General features: G+C 39.7%; 18 protein-coding genes. 5 read left to right on the top strand and 13 right to left on the bottom strand.

Features of this window, described 5'->3' with window-relative positions:
* Positions 1–41: 41 nt before the first annotated feature.
* Both scrK and H346_RS0103670 read right to left on the bottom strand, forming a co-directional pair.
* Positions 42–926: a fructokinase ScrK gene (gene scrK, locus H346_RS0103675; protein ID WP_027969894.1), complete on the bottom strand. Its 885-nt coding sequence runs from the start codon at positions 924–926 to the stop codon at positions 42–44.
* Positions 927–1,388: 462 nt separating this feature from the next.
* The gene (locus tag H346_RS0103670) at positions 1,389–3,281 is read right to left on the bottom strand and encodes a sucrose-specific PTS transporter subunit IIBC (protein ID WP_027969893.1); all 1,893 of its coding nucleotides are present in this window, start codon (positions 3,279–3,281) and stop codon (positions 1,389–1,391) included.
* Between the two features lie 247 nt (positions 3,282–3,528).
* Here H346_RS0103670 and H346_RS0103665 point away from each other — a divergent pair, with 247 nt between their 5' ends.
* Both H346_RS0103665 and H346_RS0103660 read left to right on the top strand, forming a co-directional pair.
* Positions 3,529–4,968 (top strand): sucrose-6-phosphate hydrolase, encoded by a 1,440-nt coding sequence (locus tag H346_RS0103665; protein WP_027969892.1) that lies wholly within the window; start codon positions 3,529–3,531, stop codon positions 4,966–4,968.
* Between the two features lie 3 nt (positions 4,969–4,971).
* Complete coding sequence (locus tag H346_RS0103660) at positions 4,972–5,937, top strand: LacI family DNA-binding transcriptional regulator (protein ID WP_027969891.1); 966 nt, start codon at positions 4,972–4,974, stop codon at positions 5,935–5,937.
* A gap of 76 nt (positions 5,938–6,013) precedes the next feature.
* On the opposite strand, the gene nusB is transcribed toward H346_RS0103660, so the two are convergent.
* The 6 genes from nusB to uvrA form a co-directional block, all read right to left on the bottom strand.
* Positions 6,014–6,466: a transcription antitermination factor NusB gene (gene nusB, locus H346_RS0103655; protein WP_027969890.1), complete on the bottom strand. Its 453-nt coding sequence runs from the start codon at positions 6,464–6,466 to the stop codon at positions 6,014–6,016.
* A complete protein-coding gene (locus tag H346_RS0103650) occupies positions 6,459–6,848 on the bottom strand; it encodes an Asp23/Gls24 family envelope stress response protein (protein ID WP_027969889.1) in 390 nt (129 codons plus the stop codon). Before H346_RS0103650 ends, nusB begins: the two co-directional genes overlap by 8 nt.
* Before the next feature lie 45 nt (positions 6,849–6,893).
* A complete protein-coding gene (gene efp, locus H346_RS0103645; RefSeq protein ID WP_027969888.1) occupies positions 6,894–7,451 on the bottom strand; it encodes an elongation factor P in 558 nt (185 codons plus the stop codon).
* Between the two features lie 108 nt (positions 7,452–7,559).
* Positions 7,560–8,021, bottom strand: coding sequence for a deoxycytidylate deaminase (locus H346_RS0103640; RefSeq protein ID WP_027969887.1), 462 nt, complete (start codon positions 8,019–8,021; stop codon positions 7,560–7,562).
* A gap of 33 nt (positions 8,022–8,054) precedes the next feature.
* Complete coding sequence (locus tag H346_RS0103635; protein WP_027969886.1) at positions 8,055–9,128, bottom strand: M24 family metallopeptidase; 1,074 nt, start codon at positions 9,126–9,128, stop codon at positions 8,055–8,057.
* Positions 9,129–9,287: 159 nt separating this feature from the next.
* Positions 9,288–12,113, bottom strand: a complete 2,826-nt coding sequence (uvrA, locus tag H346_RS0103630) for an excinuclease ABC subunit UvrA (RefSeq protein ID WP_027969885.1) — start codon at positions 12,111–12,113, stop codon at positions 9,288–9,290.
* A gap of 203 nt (positions 12,114–12,316) precedes the next feature.
* Here uvrA and H346_RS0103625 point away from each other — a divergent pair, with 203 nt between their 5' ends.
* Positions 12,317–13,261: a magnesium transporter CorA family protein gene (locus H346_RS0103625; RefSeq protein WP_027969884.1), complete on the top strand. Its 945-nt coding sequence runs from the start codon at positions 12,317–12,319 to the stop codon at positions 13,259–13,261.
* 146 nt (positions 13,262–13,407) lie between these two features.
* Positions 13,408–14,067 (top strand): DUF1129 domain-containing protein, encoded by a 660-nt coding sequence (locus H346_RS0103620; protein ID WP_027969883.1) that lies wholly within the window; start codon positions 13,408–13,410, stop codon positions 14,065–14,067.
* 492 nt (positions 14,068–14,559) lie between these two features.
* Here the strand turns inward: H346_RS0103620 and rpsR are convergent, their stop codons facing one another.
* From rpsR to H346_RS0103600, 4 genes are all read right to left on the bottom strand, one after another.
* The gene (rpsR, locus tag H346_RS0103615; RefSeq protein ID WP_027969882.1) at positions 14,560–14,799 is read right to left on the bottom strand and encodes a 30S ribosomal protein S18; all 240 of its coding nucleotides are present in this window, start codon (positions 14,797–14,799) and stop codon (positions 14,560–14,562) included.
* A gap of 119 nt (positions 14,800–14,918) precedes the next feature.
* Positions 14,919–15,413, bottom strand: a complete 495-nt coding sequence (locus H346_RS0103610; protein ID WP_027969881.1) for a single-stranded DNA-binding protein — start codon at positions 15,411–15,413, stop codon at positions 14,919–14,921.
* Between the two features lie 21 nt (positions 15,414–15,434).
* On the bottom strand, positions 15,435–15,725 hold the full coding sequence (gene rpsF / locus H346_RS0103605) for a 30S ribosomal protein S6 (protein ID WP_027969880.1): 291 nt from the start codon (positions 15,723–15,725) through the stop codon (positions 15,435–15,437).
* 1,023 nt (positions 15,726–16,748) lie between these two features.
* Positions 16,749–17,042, bottom strand: coding sequence for a hypothetical protein (locus tag H346_RS0103600; protein ID WP_027969879.1), 294 nt, complete (start codon positions 17,040–17,042; stop codon positions 16,749–16,751).
* Between the two features lie 183 nt (positions 17,043–17,225).
* Between H346_RS0103600 and mutY the strand changes: the two genes are divergently transcribed.
* Entirely contained in the window at positions 17,226–18,380 is a 1,155-nt protein-coding gene (gene mutY, locus H346_RS0103595; protein ID WP_027969878.1) for an A/G-specific adenine glycosylase, read from the top strand.
* Between the two features lie 234 nt (positions 18,381–18,614).
* Here mutY and H346_RS09630 read toward each other — a convergent pair.
* On the bottom strand, positions 18,615–18,824 hold a 210-nt coding region (locus H346_RS09630; protein WP_037562567.1), incomplete at its 5' end, for an LPXTG cell wall anchor domain-containing protein.

The raw sequence follows: 18,824 nt of genomic DNA, 5'->3' as shown, positions 1-18,824 counted from the left end.
CCTGTGTGTTATTTTTTTCTGGCTGCGTAAAAATAACTTGCCTAATACCCTTCTGAAACCAGCTTAGCCAAGGCAAAATTACCTAAAGTAGCAGAGCCATTCCCAGCAACAGCCGGTGTCACGATATAATCGTTTAAGTCTGGCACTGGCAAATATCCGTTCAAAAGACTTGTAAACTTCTCATGCACACGCACCACCATATGCTCTTGTGCCATAACACCTCCACCAAAAACAATAACTTGCGGGCGATAAAGCATGGTCGCTTGAAGAGCTGCCTGAGCAATGTAAAATGCTTGAATATCCCAAACACTTGCTTCTTGGGTAATTAGCTCCCCTCTGATACCTGTTCTAGCTTCAAGACTTGGTCCTGCTGCCATCCCTTCTAAGCACCCGTTATGGAACGGACAAACACCCAAAAAACCTTGCGCCAGGTCCTCAGGATGTGTCATCACATAAGCATGACCAGCTTCTGTGTGCCCTAAACCACCAATAAAGTTTCCTTTTTGAATAGCTCCCGCACCGATTCCTGTTCCAATAGTATAATAAACAAGATTATCTACACCAGGACGAACAAGCACTTCACCGTAGGCAGAACTATTCACATCTGTGGTGACGTAAAAAGGAATCTTAAAAGCTGCTGAAATCTGTCCCAATAAATCCACATTAGCCCAGCCCGGCTTGGGAGTGGTCGTAATATAGCCATACGTTTCTGATGCCTGATCAATATTAATTGGTCCAAAAGAACCGATAGAGATACCAACCAAATCTTCCTCGAACGCTTTAAAATAAGCAATGGTTTGTTTAATGGTTTCTTCAGGTGTTCTTGTTGGAAATTGTATTTTATCAACAACCCTAAATGTTTCGTCACCAACAGCACAAACAAATTTTGTTCCGCCAGCCTCGATACTTCCGTATAATTTACCCATTTTCTCTTCATCCTCCATGGAACAATCTTACGTTTATTATAACAAAAACCATAGGCAATGAATACCAGTTTACTTTAGGAAACATTCTAGTAAATCTTGATATTATATGCCAATCAATTTCACGATGCCCATCCTTACACTTTTTTTGAAAACAGGGTGCAAATGGCAACTATATAAGCCCGCTGCTTTGACCAACTAAAGAGGGGGCAATAGTCTTTCTAGACTACCAAAAGGCGACAAAGTAATTTTTCATTGTAGATAAACTTGCAAATTCATTTGCCAATAAATTGTGCTTCTAGCACTTTTGGTTTGATAAGACTAAATGTTAGCAGCAGTTCACAAGAGTCACTTCTGCTCTTACATTTTAGACATCATTCAAATTTAAAAATGAAAAAAGATTGAAGAAATTGTCCGAGATGACCTTTTCTTCAATCTGGAAAGTTGACAAATTAACTTTTTAACTTATTTCACAAGAACAACTGGATCACCGACAGCTACTTTTCCTTGGGCAAGAACCTGAATGTCGTGATAATCTGCCTCATTTGTCACAATAAGCATGGTGGTCGCATCAAGACCTGCTGCAGTAATTTTAGCAAGATCAAATGTACCAAGGACATCACCTTTTTTAATGTTTTGATTAGCTTTAACTTTTTGTTCAAAACCGTCACCATCCATAGAGACTGTGTCAATACCGACGTGAATAAGAATTTCTACACCCTTGTCTGATTTAAGACCGTAGGCATGCCCCGTTTCAAAAGCTATTTCAACCTTTCCATCTACAGGTGAATACAGAATATTCCCTTCAGGATTAATAGCAAAACCTTGTCCCATAGCACCTGAAGAAAAGACGGGATCAGAAACATCCGCAAGGGCTAAAACAGTTCCACCGATAGGGCTATACAGCGTTTCCTCAACGGAGGTCGTCTCTGCCACATCTGCTACGGTCTGATTTGTTTCAACGGTCTGCAAAGGCAGAACCTCCTCATCGTGATAACCCCAAGTATAAGCAATGGCAAAGGCTATCCCAAGTCCAACAAGCATGGTAGCAAGGTATTGAAGGAGTTGCCCATTCAGATAAAGAAGGGTTCCTGGTAATACCGTAATTCCAAAACCGGTCCCTGCAATGCCAAAGAGTCCAGCAACCCAACCTCCGATAGCACCACCAACAAGACCGGAAACAAAAACTTTTGGATAACGAAGATTAACCCCAAAAATAGCCGGCTCAGTAATTCCTAAAAGCGCTGATAAGGTTGATGGAAAAGCTAAACCTTTTAATTTGACTGATTTTGTTTTCACAGCAACAGCCAAGGTTGCCCCGGCTTGGGCGGCTGTCGCCGCTGTCAGATAAGCATTGAAGGGATCTTTTCCTGTATTGGCAATTAGCTGCGCCTCCAAAAAATTGAAGATATGGTGAATACCTGTTACCACGATTAACTGTTGAATTCCACCGACAACGAGACCGGCAATTCCAAATGGCAACCGTAAAACAGCCTGTGTTCCAGCAAGAACGAGATTCTCAAGAGAGTGGAAAACTGGACCGATGACAAATAAACCTAAAGCACTCATAATGGCAAAGGTTAAGAATGGGGTTACTAGCAAATCAAGTGCTTCTGGCACTTTTTTGTGTAACCATTTTTCTAACTTGGCACCTACCAAACCAACAAAGAAAGCTGGCAAAACTGTTCCTTGGTAACCAACAACGGGCACAAAACCAAAGAACATTAATGGTTTGACATCACCACCTGAAGCAACTACCCAAGCATTTGGCAATTCATTTGACACGAGCATCAATCCTAAGACGATACCAATAATAGGATTACCACCAAATACCCTAAAGGCTGACCATGCAACCAAGGCTGGCAGATAAACAAAAGCTGTATCTGTCAAGATACGCGTGTACATGAGGAAGTTTTCCCCATACTCGTGCACACCAAATAACGCCATAATAGCCGGCTGAGTGACCAACCCACGAACCCCCATAAAGAGACCTGTTGCTACAATAGCTGGAATGATTGGCACAAAAACATCCCCAAAGGTACGAATTGCACGTTGGAAGATATTCCCCTGTTTAGCCGCTTCTGCTTTTTGATCACCAGTTGATGACGTTGGTAAACCAAGAGCAACCACTTCATCATAAATCTTATTAACTGTTCCGGTACCAAAAATCATTTGGTACTGACCAGAGTTGAAAAAAGCTCCTTTAACTTTGTCAATAGCCTCAGCTTTTTCCTTATCAATCTTTTCCTCATCATGAACCATAACACGAAGTCGAGTTGCACAATGGGCAACACTTCTTACATTTTCTCGACCACCAAGAGCCTCAATAACTTCATTTGCAATCTGACGATTATCCATGCCGACAAAGTCTCCTTTTATTCATTTAGCGTCAATCCCCAGCAAATTCTACCAGCTTTGCTATTAGAATCCCTTCAACCAACTGTAGTGAATCCGCTTCACTTCTTGACTATCATTTTAACACTAATATTTTTTATGTCAAGCGTTTAACATATTTTATTTTTTATTCAATAAAAAATATTGATTTTTAGGGAGAAAACGTTTAGTATATTGATTAAAGATAATTGCAAAAGTAAGGAGACTTCCAATGGATTTACCAAAAGCAATTCGCTATCGTCCCTACAAGGAGTGGGGCACAAAAGACTACCAAGCCATTACAAAAAGGGTTGCACAGTCTCCTTGGCGCAGCCACTTTCATATTGAAGCAAAGACTGGACTCCTTAATGACCCTAACGGCTTTTCGTATTTTGATGGTTGCTACCATCTTTTCTATCAAAACTGGCCTTATGGGGCTGCACATGGTCTGAAACAATGGGTGCACACGACCTCCACAGATTTGGTTCATTTCACTGAGACCGAGACACGACTATTACCAGACCATGCCCACGATAGTCACGGAGCCTACTCTGGCTCTGCCTATGCAATTGACGATAAACTTTTTCTTTTTTATACTGGCAATGTGCGTGACAACAACTGGATAAGAACTCCTCTACAGGTCGGAGCCTGGATGGATAAAAAAGGAAGAATTGAAAAACTTCCTCGTGTTCTGATTGAGCAGCCCGATGATGTTACGGAACATTTTCGTGACCCACAAATCTTTCCTTATCAAGGGCAATTTTATGCCATTATTGGGGCACAAGACCTAAATCAAAATGGAAAAATCAAACTTTACAAAGCTGTGGACAATCATGTGGATAACTGGCAATTTGTTGCAAACCTAGATTTTGACGGTTCTGGCACCGAATACATGATCGAATGCCCGAATTTAATTTTTGTTGATAACAAGCCTGTCTTAATTTTCAGTCCACAAGGACTGTCCAAGTCGGAACTTGATTATCAAAATATTTATCCTAACACCTATAAAATTTTCGAACATTTCAATCCAGAGACAGGACAGCTGCTTGGCGGAGGTCCCCTTCAAAATCTTGATTTTGGGTTTGAAGCATATGCCACCCAAGCCTTTAATAGTCCAGATGGCAGAGCCTTAGCTGTGTCATGGATTGGTTTACCAGATATTGATTACCCAACGGATACCTACGATTATCAAGGAGCCCTCAGCCTGATTAAAGAATTGAGGATCAAAGATGGACAGTTCTATCAAAGCCCTGTTGCAGCTTTAAGAAATCTTCGTGGACAAGCTGAGCCTTTCCAAAATAAGGATATAACTGCCAACTGCTATGAACTAGAATTGACCATTCCAAGTCAAGAAAAAGTTGATTTACTTTTATTTGCTGATCAACATCATAATGGACTAAAATTAAGTGTAGACACAAACCAAGGGCAACTAAGTATTGATCGTAGCAAAGCAGGTATTCAGTACGCCCAAGAGTATGGCACCAAGCGCTCTTGCCAAATATCAACAGACCATGTTACACTTAATATCTATGTGGATAACTCCATCCTTGAAATCTTTATTAATCAGGGGCAAAAAGTCCTAACAAGTCGGATTTTTCCAACCGAAGGTCAAAATGGGATTCGTCTACTAGAAGGACGAGTTTCTGGACACTACTACGAAATGAGGTACTAGACAGTGGTCGCAAAATTAACGGATGTGGCAGCTTTAGCAGGTGTCAGCCCAACTACCGTTTCTCGTGTTATCAACCAAAAAGGTTATCTGTCTCAAAAAACGGTGGATAAGGTGAATAAGGCCATGCGGGAATTGGGCTACAAACCAAATAATCTCGCCAGAAGTTTACAAGGAAAATCGGCCCAACTCATTGGACTTATCTTCCCGAACATCAGCAATATCTTTTATGCTGAATTAATTGAGCATTTGGAAATTGAATTATTCAAGCACGGTTACAAAACCATTATTTGTAACAGCGAACACAATCCTATCAAGGAGCGAGAATACCTAGAAATGCTTGCCGCCAACCAAGTTGATGGTATTATTTCTTCTAGTCACAATTTGGGGATTGATGACTACGAACGTGTGGAGGCTCCCATTGTGGCTTTTGACCGCAACCTAGCACCTAACATCCCCATTATTTCTTCAGATAATTTTGAAGGGGGAAAATTGGCGGCTCAGACCCTGCAAAAACACGGTTGCCAAAAGATCATTATGATAACAGGCAATGACAACTCCGATTCTCCAACAGGTCTACGCCAACTAGGTTTTAATTATCAACTCAAACGAAGTGCCGAAATCATTAAATTACCAAATGACCTGTCTCCCATTCGCCGTGAAATGGAAATCAAGTCTATCTTAGCAACACGAAAACCAGATGGACTCTTTGTTTCAGATGACTTAACTGCCATTCTCATCATGAAAGTCGCCAAACAGCTTCATATTACCATTCCACAAGACATGAAACTGATTGGCTATGATGGTACTACTTTTGTCGAACAATATGTCCCTCAATTAACCACAATTAAACAACCTATTGAGGAAATTGCCAAGCTGTGTGTTGAGGTCCTCCTCAAAAGAATCAAGAACGATAAAACGAGCAAAGACTATATTTTACCGATTACCCTTCTTCCAGGAGCAAGCATTTAGGAGCAGAGTTCAATCACGACTATAGTTACATTACAAAAATCGGACACGATCCTAAGATCGGTCCGATTTTTTATCTTTATTCGCTAGCTGAGGAAGCTTCTGAAACAACAAATTGGCTGAGCAAGCCATTAATAAATTTAGCAGATGTTTCATCAGAGTATTTTTTAGCCACCTCAATAATTTCGTTTAAGGCAACACGATCAGGCGTTTCGTCAAAATAGTTAATTTCAAACAACCCTAAGCGAAGCAAGGTCTTATCTGTCACCGTCAAGCGCTCAAACGACCAACCCGTTTTCAAATGTTCTGAAATGATACGATCTAATTCTTCCTTGTGAGCAATAACTCCATTGACAAGATTTAATAAGAAAAGGGGAAGTTCTAAAGCCTGACCATCCTCAGTTGCTACCTTGTCATAATCATAAGCAAACTGAGAAGCCACTAAGAAATCACCACCCATTTCCATATTAAACAAAGCTTGAAAAGCACGTTCACGTAAGTCTCTTCTTGAATTTTGAAAACTCTTAGTCATTCAAGAAATCCTCGACAAAAAGTGACTTCAAATCTGGTTTTGGGGTTTTTTCAGGAACAATTCCTTCAACGTGAATATTAACCGCAGAAATTACCACTTCTGCCATATCATAAACGGCAGATTTTACAGCCTTTTGAATGGCTATCGAAACCGCAGGAACCTTAACACCGTATTGCAAATAGACATAAATATCCGCAACCACAGTACCGTCTTCTTCCGTTTGAAGATAGACACCTTTGCCAAAACTTGCTTTGTTAAAGCTATCAGCCACTTTTTTATTATGAAGGGAATGAACGCCCTCAACTTGTGTGGTAGCAATTCCAGTAATAACTTCAAGTACTCGTGGTGAAATAACAATTTCACCGATATGTTCAGTTGTCATAACATTTCCTTTCTCTTCTTTGAACTAATCTTTTCTGACAAAGGATTAAGCACGAGAAACATAAGTACCTTCCGCTGTATTGATGATTAGTTTTTGACCTACCTCGATGAAGTCTGGAACATTAACCACAAGTCCTGTTTCAAGGGTTGCCGGTTTACCAGAACCCGTCACAGTTGCGCCTTTAATAGATGGCTGTGTTTCAGTAACTGTCAATTCAACAGTTGTTGGAACAGTGACACCAATCACTTCGCTTCCGTAAAATTGAATTTTGACATCTGAATTCTCGAGAATATACAACAATTCTTGTTCAACAGTCACAACAGGAATCTCATATTGATCATAGGTGTCCGTGTTCATAAAGTAGGCTGTATCGTCCATTTGATACAAATACTGTGCTGGAACAGTTTCGATAATGGCTTGTTCAAACTTTTCATCTGGGCGGTATGTTGTGTCAAAGGTAGAACCTGTACGCACATCACGCAATTTCATACGCATGATAGTGTTTCCTTTACCTGGTTTATGGTGGCTTGCTTCAAGTACACGAATCAACTTGCCTTCGCTTTCAAACGTCATACCCGCTTTAAGCTTACTTGCTTCAATCATTTTGATTACCTCTTACTATAAATATTTATCACTTCATTTTACCACAAAAATACCTTAGGCTCAAATGTTTTATGACTATTCTTATGGTCTCACCCGCATGGAAAACGCTTAAAATTCGGCTCTTTCTCCCAAGATAATCTGAGGAACATCATGTTGCACATAAGCAACCCCTTTTTTCTCCATTAACTCTATGGCAAATGGGTGTGGACGGTAATGCGCCTTATAAGTGATTTTTTTAATACCTGCCTGCAAAAGAGCCTTGGTACAGTTAATGCATGGAAAATGAGTCACATAGAGTTCTGTGCCATCTGTCGAGATACCCTCCTTGGCACACTGGATTAAGGCGTTCATTTCAGCATGCACCGTTCGGATACAATGACCGTCCTCCATATAATGCCCTGTTTCATTGCAATTATCAGTTGCAGAAACACCCCCATTGTAACCTGTAGCAATAATGCGATTATCCTTGACAAGAACTGCTCCCACAAAAGCACGATCACAAGTTGACCGCTTGGAAATCAGCTCTGCATTTGCCATAAAATAATCCTGCCATGATAAACGATTTGCCATTGCTTCTTTCCCTAATCCTTTCTAGAACACGCTCTACAACACAATCAATTCCTTAGGCGCTAGTGTTAAAACTCGACAACCACTTTCTGTAATCACCAAATCATCTTCGATTCGGACACCATATTTGTTGTCCAAATAGATACCTGGTTCATCTGTCACTACCATACCTGCTTGGAGTTTTTGATCAGATTTACCGAAAAATGGATTCTCGTGAATATCAAGCCCGATCCCATGACCAATGCCGTGTGTGAAATGACTCCCATAACCCGCCTCAGTAATCAGTTGACGCGGAACACCATCAAAATCACTATAAGTCATACCAGCGCTAGCTTCAGCAATCAAAGCCTTATTGGCCTCAAGAACAATCTCATAAATCTCACGTTCTTCATCGGTTACTTGTCCCATATGAATGGTTCTGGTCATATCACTAACATAATGATTGTAATAACAACCAAAATCCATGGTTAAACTTTCACCCGACTGAATAACCTTATCACTGGCACGTCCATGGGGCATAGCCGAGCGACAACCTGACGCTGCAATCGTGTCAAATGAAATCCCACTAGCTCCGTACTGTCGCATGCGAAAATCTAAAAAATTCGCCAAATCCCGCTCAGTGGTTGTTCCTGGTTTGATAAAATCAAGAGCATCCATAAATGCCTTATCAGAAATCGAACAAGCTTTAGCAATCGTTTCAATTTCAGAGGTATCCTTAATCAAGCGCAACTCCTCAACAAAACCCGATTGAGCAAGTAAATCAACCCCGGAAAAAGCAGTCTGCATAGCTTGATAGAAAGAAAAAGACACTTGGTCTTCAAAACCGAGACGATCCACCTGATCAGCCTTTAAAAGTTCTGAAACCACTTGCAGTGGTGTACGACTTTCAATAATATCAAACCCTGTCACACATCCCTTGGCGATCAAGGTATAGCGAGAATCTGCGATAAAAACACGACGCTTCGCTGTTATCAAAACGGTCGCTGCGGTTCCAGAAAATCCCGTTAAATAATAAATATTGGTCAAATGAGTAATGATAAGAGCCTCTAGCCCCTTATCCTCCAATTGCTTTTGGCATTTAAGCACGCGCTGTTCTAAGAATGTTGACATAATGATCTCCTTTTGTTCCAAAAAAACTACCTTAAGTTTACCATGATTTTCAACCATTTGAAAGATAATCAAGACCACCAGTGTGTACTGGACTCACTAGCTGTGCTAGTGGTTTTCTAAAAAACAAAAAGGAACTTTACGAGTTCCTGATCGTATTCATTATTGTAATTTCATTTTCAAATACTGTCCTGTATAGCTTGCCTTGACTTTGGCAACCTCTTCTGGAGTTCCTGTGGCAATCACTTGCCCACCACCGATACCGCCTTCTGGTCCCAAGTCAATAATGTGGTCGGCTGATTTGATGACATCCAAATTGTGCTCAATAACTAACACTGTATTGCCATCATCCACAAAGCGTTCCAGAACTTTCAAAAGTCTAGCAATGTCATCTGTGTGCAAACCTGTGGTCGGCTCATCAAGAATATACAAGCTCTTTCCTGTCGACCGTTTGTGTAATTCACTGGATAACTTCATCCGCTGCGCTTCTCCCCCTGAAAGGGTCGTTGCTGGCTGCCCCAAGGTCACATAACCTAGGCCCACATCCTTAATCGTCTGAATTTTACGGGCAATTTTTGGAATCGCTGAGAAAAATGCCAAGGCATCATCTACCGTCATGTCCAACACTTCAGCGATATTCTTTTCCTTGTAGTGAACCTCAAGAGTTTCAGAATTATAGCGCCTACCATGACAGACTTCACAAGGCACATAGACATCTGGAAGGAAATGCATTTCGATTTTGATAATCCCATCGCCAGAACAAGCTTCGCAACGACCACCTTTAACATTAAACGAAAAACGCCCTTTTTTGTAGCCACGAATTTTAGCTTCATTGGTTTGGGCAAACAAATCACGAATATCATCAAATACACCCGTATAAGTCGCTGGATTTGACCGCGGTGTTCTTCCAATCGGACTTTGGTCAATATCAATCAAGCGTTCGATATGTTCAATACCAGAGATGACTTTGTGTTTCCCGGGTTTATCAGCATTGCGATGTAATTTTTGAGCAACTGCTTTTTTCAAAATACTGTTAATTAAAGTTGACTTCCCAGATCCTGACACACCTGTGACAGCAATAAATTTACCAAGTGGGAAGCGAACATTGAGGTTTTGAAGATTGTTTTCAGTAGCACCTTTTATTTCAATAAACCAGCCATTGCCAGAACGACGGTCTAAGGGCACTGGAATTGATTTTTTCCCCGACAGATATTGACCAGTAATCGATTTCCTATTTTTAGCAACCTGCTTGGGTGTGCCAGAGGCAATAATCTGCCCACCAAAATCACCTGCACCAGGACCCACATCAATCAACCAGTCTGCCTGCATCATAGTATCCTCATCATGCTCCACCACAATCAAAGTATTTCCCAAATCACGCATTTTCTTGAGACTGTCAATCAACCGATCATTGTCTCTCTGGTGTAACCCAATAGAAGGCTCATCTAAAATGTAAAGAACACCAGATAGATTGGACCCAATTTGTGTCGCCAAACGAATCCGCTGACTCTCCCCACCAGATAAGGTTCCCGCAGCACGTGACAGGGTTAAATAATTGAGTCCAACGTTATTTAGGAAAGTCAAGCGGTCATGAATTTCCTTGATAATCGGTTTAGCGATGGTGGTTTCATTTTCAGAAAGCTCTAATTTTCCCAAAAGTTGTAACTGGTCTGCAATGGATAATTCTGAAATTTGACCAATATTAGGACCAGTTTCACCACCTACATGCACACATAAAGCTTGATCATTTAGACGATAACCATGGCAGGTCACACAGGTCAATTCGTTCATATAGCCACGCATCACATTACGTGTATAGTCACTATTTGTTTCATGATAACGACGGTTAATATTGGTTACTACACCCTCAAAAGGAATATCAATATTGCGTTCACCACCAAAATCATTCACATAGTGAAAATGGAATTCTCGACCACCCGACCCATAAAGCACCAAGTCTTTTTCTTCCTCAGTCAAAGCTTCAAAAGGTGTATCCATATTTACCCCAAAACTCTTCATGGCTTGCTCTAGCATGGTTGGGTAATAATTAGAAGAAATAGGATTCCAAGGCGCCAAAGCGCCCTCTCTTAAGGTTTTACTAGCATCAGGAATTACCAGATCCAAATCTACTTCTAGTTTAATACCAAGCCCATCACAAGTCGAACAAGATCCAAATGGCGCATTGAAGGAGAAGAGTCGTGGTTCTAATTCTGGAACGGTAAAGCCACAAACCGGACAGGAATAATGTTCTGAAAAAAGCAGTTCATTTCCGTCCATAGTATCAACAATCAGATAGCCATCTCCTAGGCGTAAAGCTGCTTCAATTGAATCAAACAAGCGACTGCGGATGCCGTCTTTATTAATGAGACGATCAATAACAACCTCAATATTATGCCTCTTACTCTTCGACAATTCTGGCACTTCTGCCACATCAAAAATTTCGCCATCAACTCGCACCCGAACATAACCATCTTTTTGAATTTTCTCAAAAACATTCTTATGCTGCCCCTTTTTGCGACGTACACTAGGAGCCAAAATTTGCATCCGTGTCCGATCAGGTAAGGCCAAAACTTGCTCAACAATCTGCTCTACCGAAGAAGCCATAATCGCCCCATGCCCATTAATACAGTAAGGTGTCCCCACACGCGCATAAAGCAATCTCAAATAGTCATTAATTTCTGTAACCGTACCAACGGTCGAGCGAGGATTTTTACTGGTCGTTTTTTGATCAATAGAAATAGCTGGACTAAGACCGTCAATCGAATCTACATCCGGTTTTTCCATATTGCCTAAAAATTGCCTAGCGTAGGCAGACAAACTTTCCACATAACGACGCTGTCCTTCTGCATAAATGGTATCAAAGGCTAAACTAGATTTACCAGATCCTGACAAGCCCGTAACAACAACCAATTTGTCACGGGGAATCTCCACATCAATATTTTTTAAATTGTGAGCTCTCGCCCCACGAATAATTAATTTATCTTGCATGTTGATTGTACCTCGAGGTACCCTCCTAATCGAGATTTCTTTTATTATAGCAAAATTTCTGGTAACCAGTTACCCCAAACATTGCGAATTTGTAGTATAATAAATGGGTATTGAGAATTTTTCAGAAAGACATTGGGAAGACCCTATTTATCAAGGTTTGATCATTCTCCATACCCAGTAATGTTGAAAAAGGAGGGCTTGTCATGAAACAAATGTTTCTTTCATCGGCAATTGAATTCAAAGAAATAGAAACATTCGAGCCAGGGGCTTGGATTAAATTGGTCAACCCTTCTCAGGAAGAATCAATGGCGGTCGCCGATCAGTTTAACATTGACATTTCTGACTTGCGTGCCCCTTTGGACGTGGAAGAAACCTCACGTATTGCTGTTGAGGATGATTATACCTTGATTATCGTCGACGTTCCAACCTACGAAGAGCGCAACAATAAGAGTTATTATATTACTATGCCTTTAGGTATTATTGTTACTGAAAATGCTGTCATCACAACCTGCTTGCATGACATGACACTCTTTGATCACTTCCACAATCGTCGGGTCAAGAATTTTTACACGTTTATGAAAACACGTTTTGTGTTTCAAATCCTTTATCGTAACGCAGAACTCTTTCTAACTGCCCTAAGGACCATTGACCGTCAAAGCGAACGTTTGGAAGCCCAGCTGGAAGCGGCTACCCGAAATGAAGAGCTGATTGATATGATGGAACTTGAAAAATCTATCGTCTATTTAAAAGCTTCTTTGAAATTCAACGAACGGATTGTTAAAAAACTATCAAGCTCAACCAGTTCTCTCAAAAAATATATTGAAGATGAAGATTTACTAGAAGATACCTTGATTGAAACCCAGCAGGCTATCGAGATGGCTGGCATTTATGAAAATGTCTTGAATGCGATGACTGAAACCACCGCTTCCATTATCAATAACAACCAGAATACCATCATGAAAACGCTAGCCTTGATGACCATGGCGCTCGATATTCCAACCGTTATTTTTTCGGCATATGGGATGAATTTTCAAAACAACTGGTTACCACTAAACGGTCTAGAATATGCCTTTTGGTATATTACTTTGATTGCCACGCTGCTCAGTTCTTGCGTTGTCATCTACTTTATTAGAAAAAAATGGTTCTAAAGCATTCTCTTCGGATAGAGAAACTATCAAGTTAGCCAAAAAACTCCTAAAAATTAATTACCTACCTGGGTATTTTCTAAACAGACTCATTTCTATTACTTCTACTTCCTAATTGCTTGACACACTACACAGAAGAAGGGATCATTATGGATTTACAACAACTCACCAAGAAAAACCAAGAATTTATTCACATTGCCACCAATAAGCTGATTCAGGATGGAAAAACTGACGAGGATATTAAACGCATCCTCGAAGAAGCCATTCCAACGATTTTAGAAAATCAGAAAAAAGGGGTAACTGCTAGAACTTTATTTGGTGCACCAACTGCTTGGGCAGCTTCTTTTAGCAAAGATCCTAACTCAAAAGCAAATCAAACAACTGAAAAAAATACCAATCCATGGCTGATGTGGTTAGACACTTCTCTTCTCTTTATCGGTTTAGTCGCCCTTTTGAATGGGATGATGACTTTCTTCAATACCAATGCCACTGTTACAGGATTCATCTCTTTACTGGCACTTGGTTTCGGAGGTGGTGCTTCTATGTATGCAACCTATTATTTCGTTTACCGTCACCTCGGTAAAGATAAAAGCCTTCGTCCAAGTTGGTTCAAAATCATTGCCGCTTTGTCACTTGCCATGTTGGCATGGATTGCCCTATACTATGCAACAGCTTTCCTACCAAAAACACTTAATCCACAACTTCCTCCTGCTGTCCTCCTGCTTATCGGAGGAGTTTCGCTTGGAGTACGCTATTACCTACAACGCAAATATAATATCCAAAACACGATGTCACCAGTAAACAAATAAACAGCACCAAACTCCCCGTTTCTTAAGCAGGGAGTTTTTCTTGCACTGCTCTTAGCTGATGTCAAGAACCTCATGAAAAGTCTCTCAATTTTTAAGAGACCGATAATCCGGCACATGCTTCGATTAATTAGTAATCCTAGAAAAGACTCAGAGTCATGTACTCGCTTCACTATTTTCAGGCTCGTGAAAAAATGAGCTACTTTCCAACCTTTTGTGTTGTTCTAATTTCTTGAACACAAACTAAAAAATGTCATTGACACCAGAACATAGACAAACGCTCTATAACTGAGAAATCATCAAATTGGTTGTGCAGTATACGTGATATCAATTCCTAGAAAGGTTGTTACAGAAATCCTTCTAGAAGTTTTAATAAAAGAAAACAGATTGAAAAAATCATCCAAAATGGACTTTTTCTTCAATCTGAGCACCACTGGTGCTTGTTCATTGATATTTCTAAGTTCACTAAAAAATGACCCAATGGGTCAATTTTTTCTAATCTTCGTTTACGTAAGGCATAAGAGCCATAACACGAGCGCGTTTGATTGCTGTTGTTACTTTACGCTGATTTTTAGCTGAAGTTCCTGTTACACGACGAGGAAGAATTTTCCCACGTTCTGAAACGAAACGGCTAAGAAGTTCAGTATCTTTGTAATCAACATATGCAATTTTGTTAGCTGCGATAAAATCAACTTTTTTGCGGCGTTTAAACCCACCACGACGTTGTTGAGCCATGTGTTTTTCTCCTTTATATTTTTCAAGATATAAATTTGCAACATGTGACAAAAGGCAAAACCGCTACTGTCTCTTCAGCAAATTTATTCAATTCATTGTCTTCGTTCAAATGATTCCCATCAAAATGGCAGATCGTCATCTGAAATATCCATTGGGTTTGCACTTCCAAAGGGGCTTTCATCTCTACCAAGATTAGGTGTTTGTTGTGCAGGTGTTGCATAACTGTTATTTGCAGTTGCCTGTGAATTATTAAATCCACCATTAAAAGCAGCAGTCGAACCACCTTCACGTGTAGCACGGCTTTCCAACATTTGGAAATTATCTGCAACAACTTCGGTCACATAAACACGTTGACCTTGTTGGTTTTCATAATGACGTGTCTGGATACGACCCGTAATACCAATCAACGCTCCTTTTTTCGCCCAATTTGCCAAATTTTCAGCAGGCTGTCGCCAGATAACACAGTTGATGAAATCTGCTTCACGCTCTCCATTTTGACTCTTGAACGCACGATTAACAGCCAATGTAAATGTTGCAACAGCCACTTGACTTGGTGTGTATCGAAGTTCTGCATCTCTGGTCATACGACCAACTAGTACTACATTATTAATCATAAACTACCTTCTCATTTGGGATTAAGCGTCAAGTTTAACGATCATGTGACGAAGAATGTCGCCATTGATTTTTGAAAGACGATCAAACTCATTAAGAGCTACTGAGTCAGTCGCTTCAACATTAACGATATGGTAAAGACCTTCACGGAAATCATTGATTTCGTATGCAAGACGACGTTTTTCCCAATCTTTTGATTCGATAACAGTTGCACCGTTGTCAGTCAAGATAGAGTCAAAGCGTGCTACCAAAGCGTTTTTAGCTTCTTCTTCAATGTTTGGACGAATGATATAAAGAATTTCGTATTTAGCCATTGATATTTTCCTCCTTTTGGTCTAATGACTCGTAACCGTTGCCACGAGTAAGTGAGGGACTCTCACAGGTTATTAGTATACAAGAAACTTGATTTAAAATCAAGGATAAATTGCTTTTTATCAAAAAAGATACCTACTGCACACGGTAGGTATCTCCCTCTTTTATCTATTTTCTAACTGGCAATCCCCTTTCTACGATTCGTTCCATAGCGAGTTGTGTCTCATCTCTCCTCTCAAAGAGAAGATTATGGTTTGCTTGTTAACGTGCAACCTCCTTTCTCTCTAACTAAAAGGATAAGTTGTTCTTGATTTTCGTTTTTTAGTTGTTTTCAGTAATTCTTGTTAGATTATACTGGAGCCACTCCTTATCTTCTACCAGAAGCTAACGTGTCTCCATTTTTATACCTTGCTATGTCCGTAAGATCCTCCTATCTTTCAAAAGCATTATTCCCTAAGCGACAATAAAAACAATTAAAAATAAGTTTCATCTTTCACACTGAGTGCCAATAACAATTATCAAGGATGACCAGCGACAAGCTAACTAGTCTCCATTTTTATAGCGTCCCTTATTGAATCTTAGCATCACATACATCCTTTCAACATTGGAAACTTTTCAAACTGATACCGTTTAGAGCGCTCCTTTTGGTAAAATTAGACATCAATTAGATAAGTTTTAAAAAGAGTGATCACATTGTTGTTTAATTGTAAACGTAAAATTCGGTTTCTGCCTACCGTTCGTTGGAGTTCTCAGTCTCCATCTTGTACCGTACAACTTGCCCATTCCTCATGAGACTATTTCCTACAATGCTTCGTCACCTGTCATCCTTCTTTACACTTTTATTATAATGTAAGCGTTTGCTGAAGTCAAGTTTTTAACACACTTTATTTCTCATGTCATTTAACCGACAAAGACATCCTCTAATTTTACACTAAAAAAGACTTAGTCCTCTTAATGTACTAAATCACACCATTTTTTCGTCTATCAACAAAATTATTAGTCGCCTTGTTCTAAAGAAACATCCCTTAAATGCCTAAAAAATAGGGGAATAAAGAAAAAGCTAAAAAGAGTTTAATCCAAAGGGCAAAATACAAAATTAAAGAAAGAATAAAGAGATTAAGTTTCCTAAAGACAATGGCAACAAGCCCACAAGCTACACCCATAATTGGAAAAATTTTGGTCATGATCAACCATTCTATATGAAGTCCCCAAAGAGAATGATCAAATGGATATAGGCAGTTAAGAAAAAAAACAAGTATCATAAAGGCAAAAAAATGCCATGAGTACCTATCGACGAGACATTTTATCTTTGAAAACATGATGTCACTCCTCCCTGCATAAACCTTATCTACTTTTATTAATAATTTTATTAAATTAATTTAGTTGCACTATGAATCAAATGAGTTGCTTTTAACATTATTGTAATAAATTTTTTGTTATTTTGCAAATGCTTTTTGAACTTTCTGACGTGTTTTTCCAAGTTCCTATGTTACAATAACAACATGATTGAATTAAATGATTATGGCATTAAAATGTGGGATACAAAAACCATTACTTCTTTTCGCCGAACCCTTCTAAATTGGTATGACCAAGAAAAACGTGACTTGCCTTGGCGTCGAACGAAAAACCCCTATCATATTTGGGTATCCGAAATCATGCTCCAGCAAACACAAGTTATCACCGTTATTCCTTACTATGAACGATTTTTAAACTGGTTTCCAACGGTTGAAACATTAGCTACTGCTGATGAAGAACGCTTACTCAAAGCTTGGGAAGGTTTAGGGTATTACTCCCGCGTCCGTCATATGCAAAAAGCTGCCCAACAAATAATGAATGACTTTTCTGGCGTATTTCCATCTTCATATGAAACGATTTCTCGGTTAAAAGGAATTGGTCCTTACACTGCTGGTGCTATTGCAAGTATTGCTTTTGACTTACCAGAACCGGCTGTTGATGGCAACGTTATGCGTGTTATGGCACGACTGTTTGAAGTAAACCATGACATCGGTGACCCTAAAAACCGCAAGATTTTTCAGGCTATTATGGAAATCCTTATTGATCCTGACCGCCCTGGAGATTTTAATCAGGCACTCATGGATTTAGGAACGGATATTGAATCTGCCAAAAACCCACGTCCTGAGGAAAGCCCCATTCGTTTCTTCAGTGCCGCTTATCTTAATGGAACAATGGATAAATATCCCATTAAATTACCCAAGAAAAAACCAAAACCACTGCAACTTCAAGCTTTTGTCATTCGAAATCAAAATGGTGACTTTCTCCTTGAAAAAAATGTTGACGGACGTCTCCTCTCTGGCTTTTGGTCTTTCCCCCTGTTTGAAACCGATTTTATCAGTCAACAGTTAAATCTATTTGAGAACAATAACAAAACTGTGATGGAAGTCGTCTCGCAAAAATCACTTTTCGAGCAGAATTACCAATTACATCCAACTTGGCTAAGCACAACTTTCAATCCTGTCAAACACACTTTTAGTCATCAAAAATGGACAGTGGAATTAATAGAAGGACGGGTTTCTACAAGTCAGTTGGCTACAGATAAAGAACTTGTCTGGGTTTCCGCCAATGACTTTGGCAAGTACCCCATGGCAACCCCACAAAAAAAGATGATTAAAGCTTATCATGCTCAACAAACCAGTTAACGAGATAAAAATAATTTCTTTCTCCCGAAAAGCCAAACTGAGTCAGTATTTTTCAATTTCATAAAAAATTAAAAACTCTCAGAAATGAGGATGTGCACCATTCCTGAGAGTTTATCAATCTGCTACATTTTGAAATGTAAAAAAGTTGACTTCGATCTGAAAAATGTCAAGACTAGCACCTTGCTCAATAGATTGTTTTAATAAACATTCCACAAGCAAAGCAGTCAAAATTAATTAATTCTCTTTTTTCTTTACCATGCTAGTTAAAGCAAGCCCCGAGGTCAAGCTAGCTGTACCTAAACCTGTCAAAATAATTGTATCTTTGGTACCTGTGCGTGGCAACATTGTCTTTCTCAAGGTTTTATTTTGACTTTGTGTTTTATTAGCTGCTCCAGAATGAGACTGTGTTGGTTTACTTGAAGTTGCTGGCATTAACTTTGTTAG

Origin of the sequence: Streptococcus castoreus DSM 17536, assembly GCF_000425025.1 — a bacterium.
In the GTDB taxonomy this organism is placed as follows: Bacteria; Bacillota; Bacilli; order Lactobacillales; family Streptococcaceae; genus Streptococcus; species Streptococcus castoreus.
Note: the sequence above shows the minus strand (reverse complement) of the source record. Positions and strands in the feature narration are given on the sequence as shown.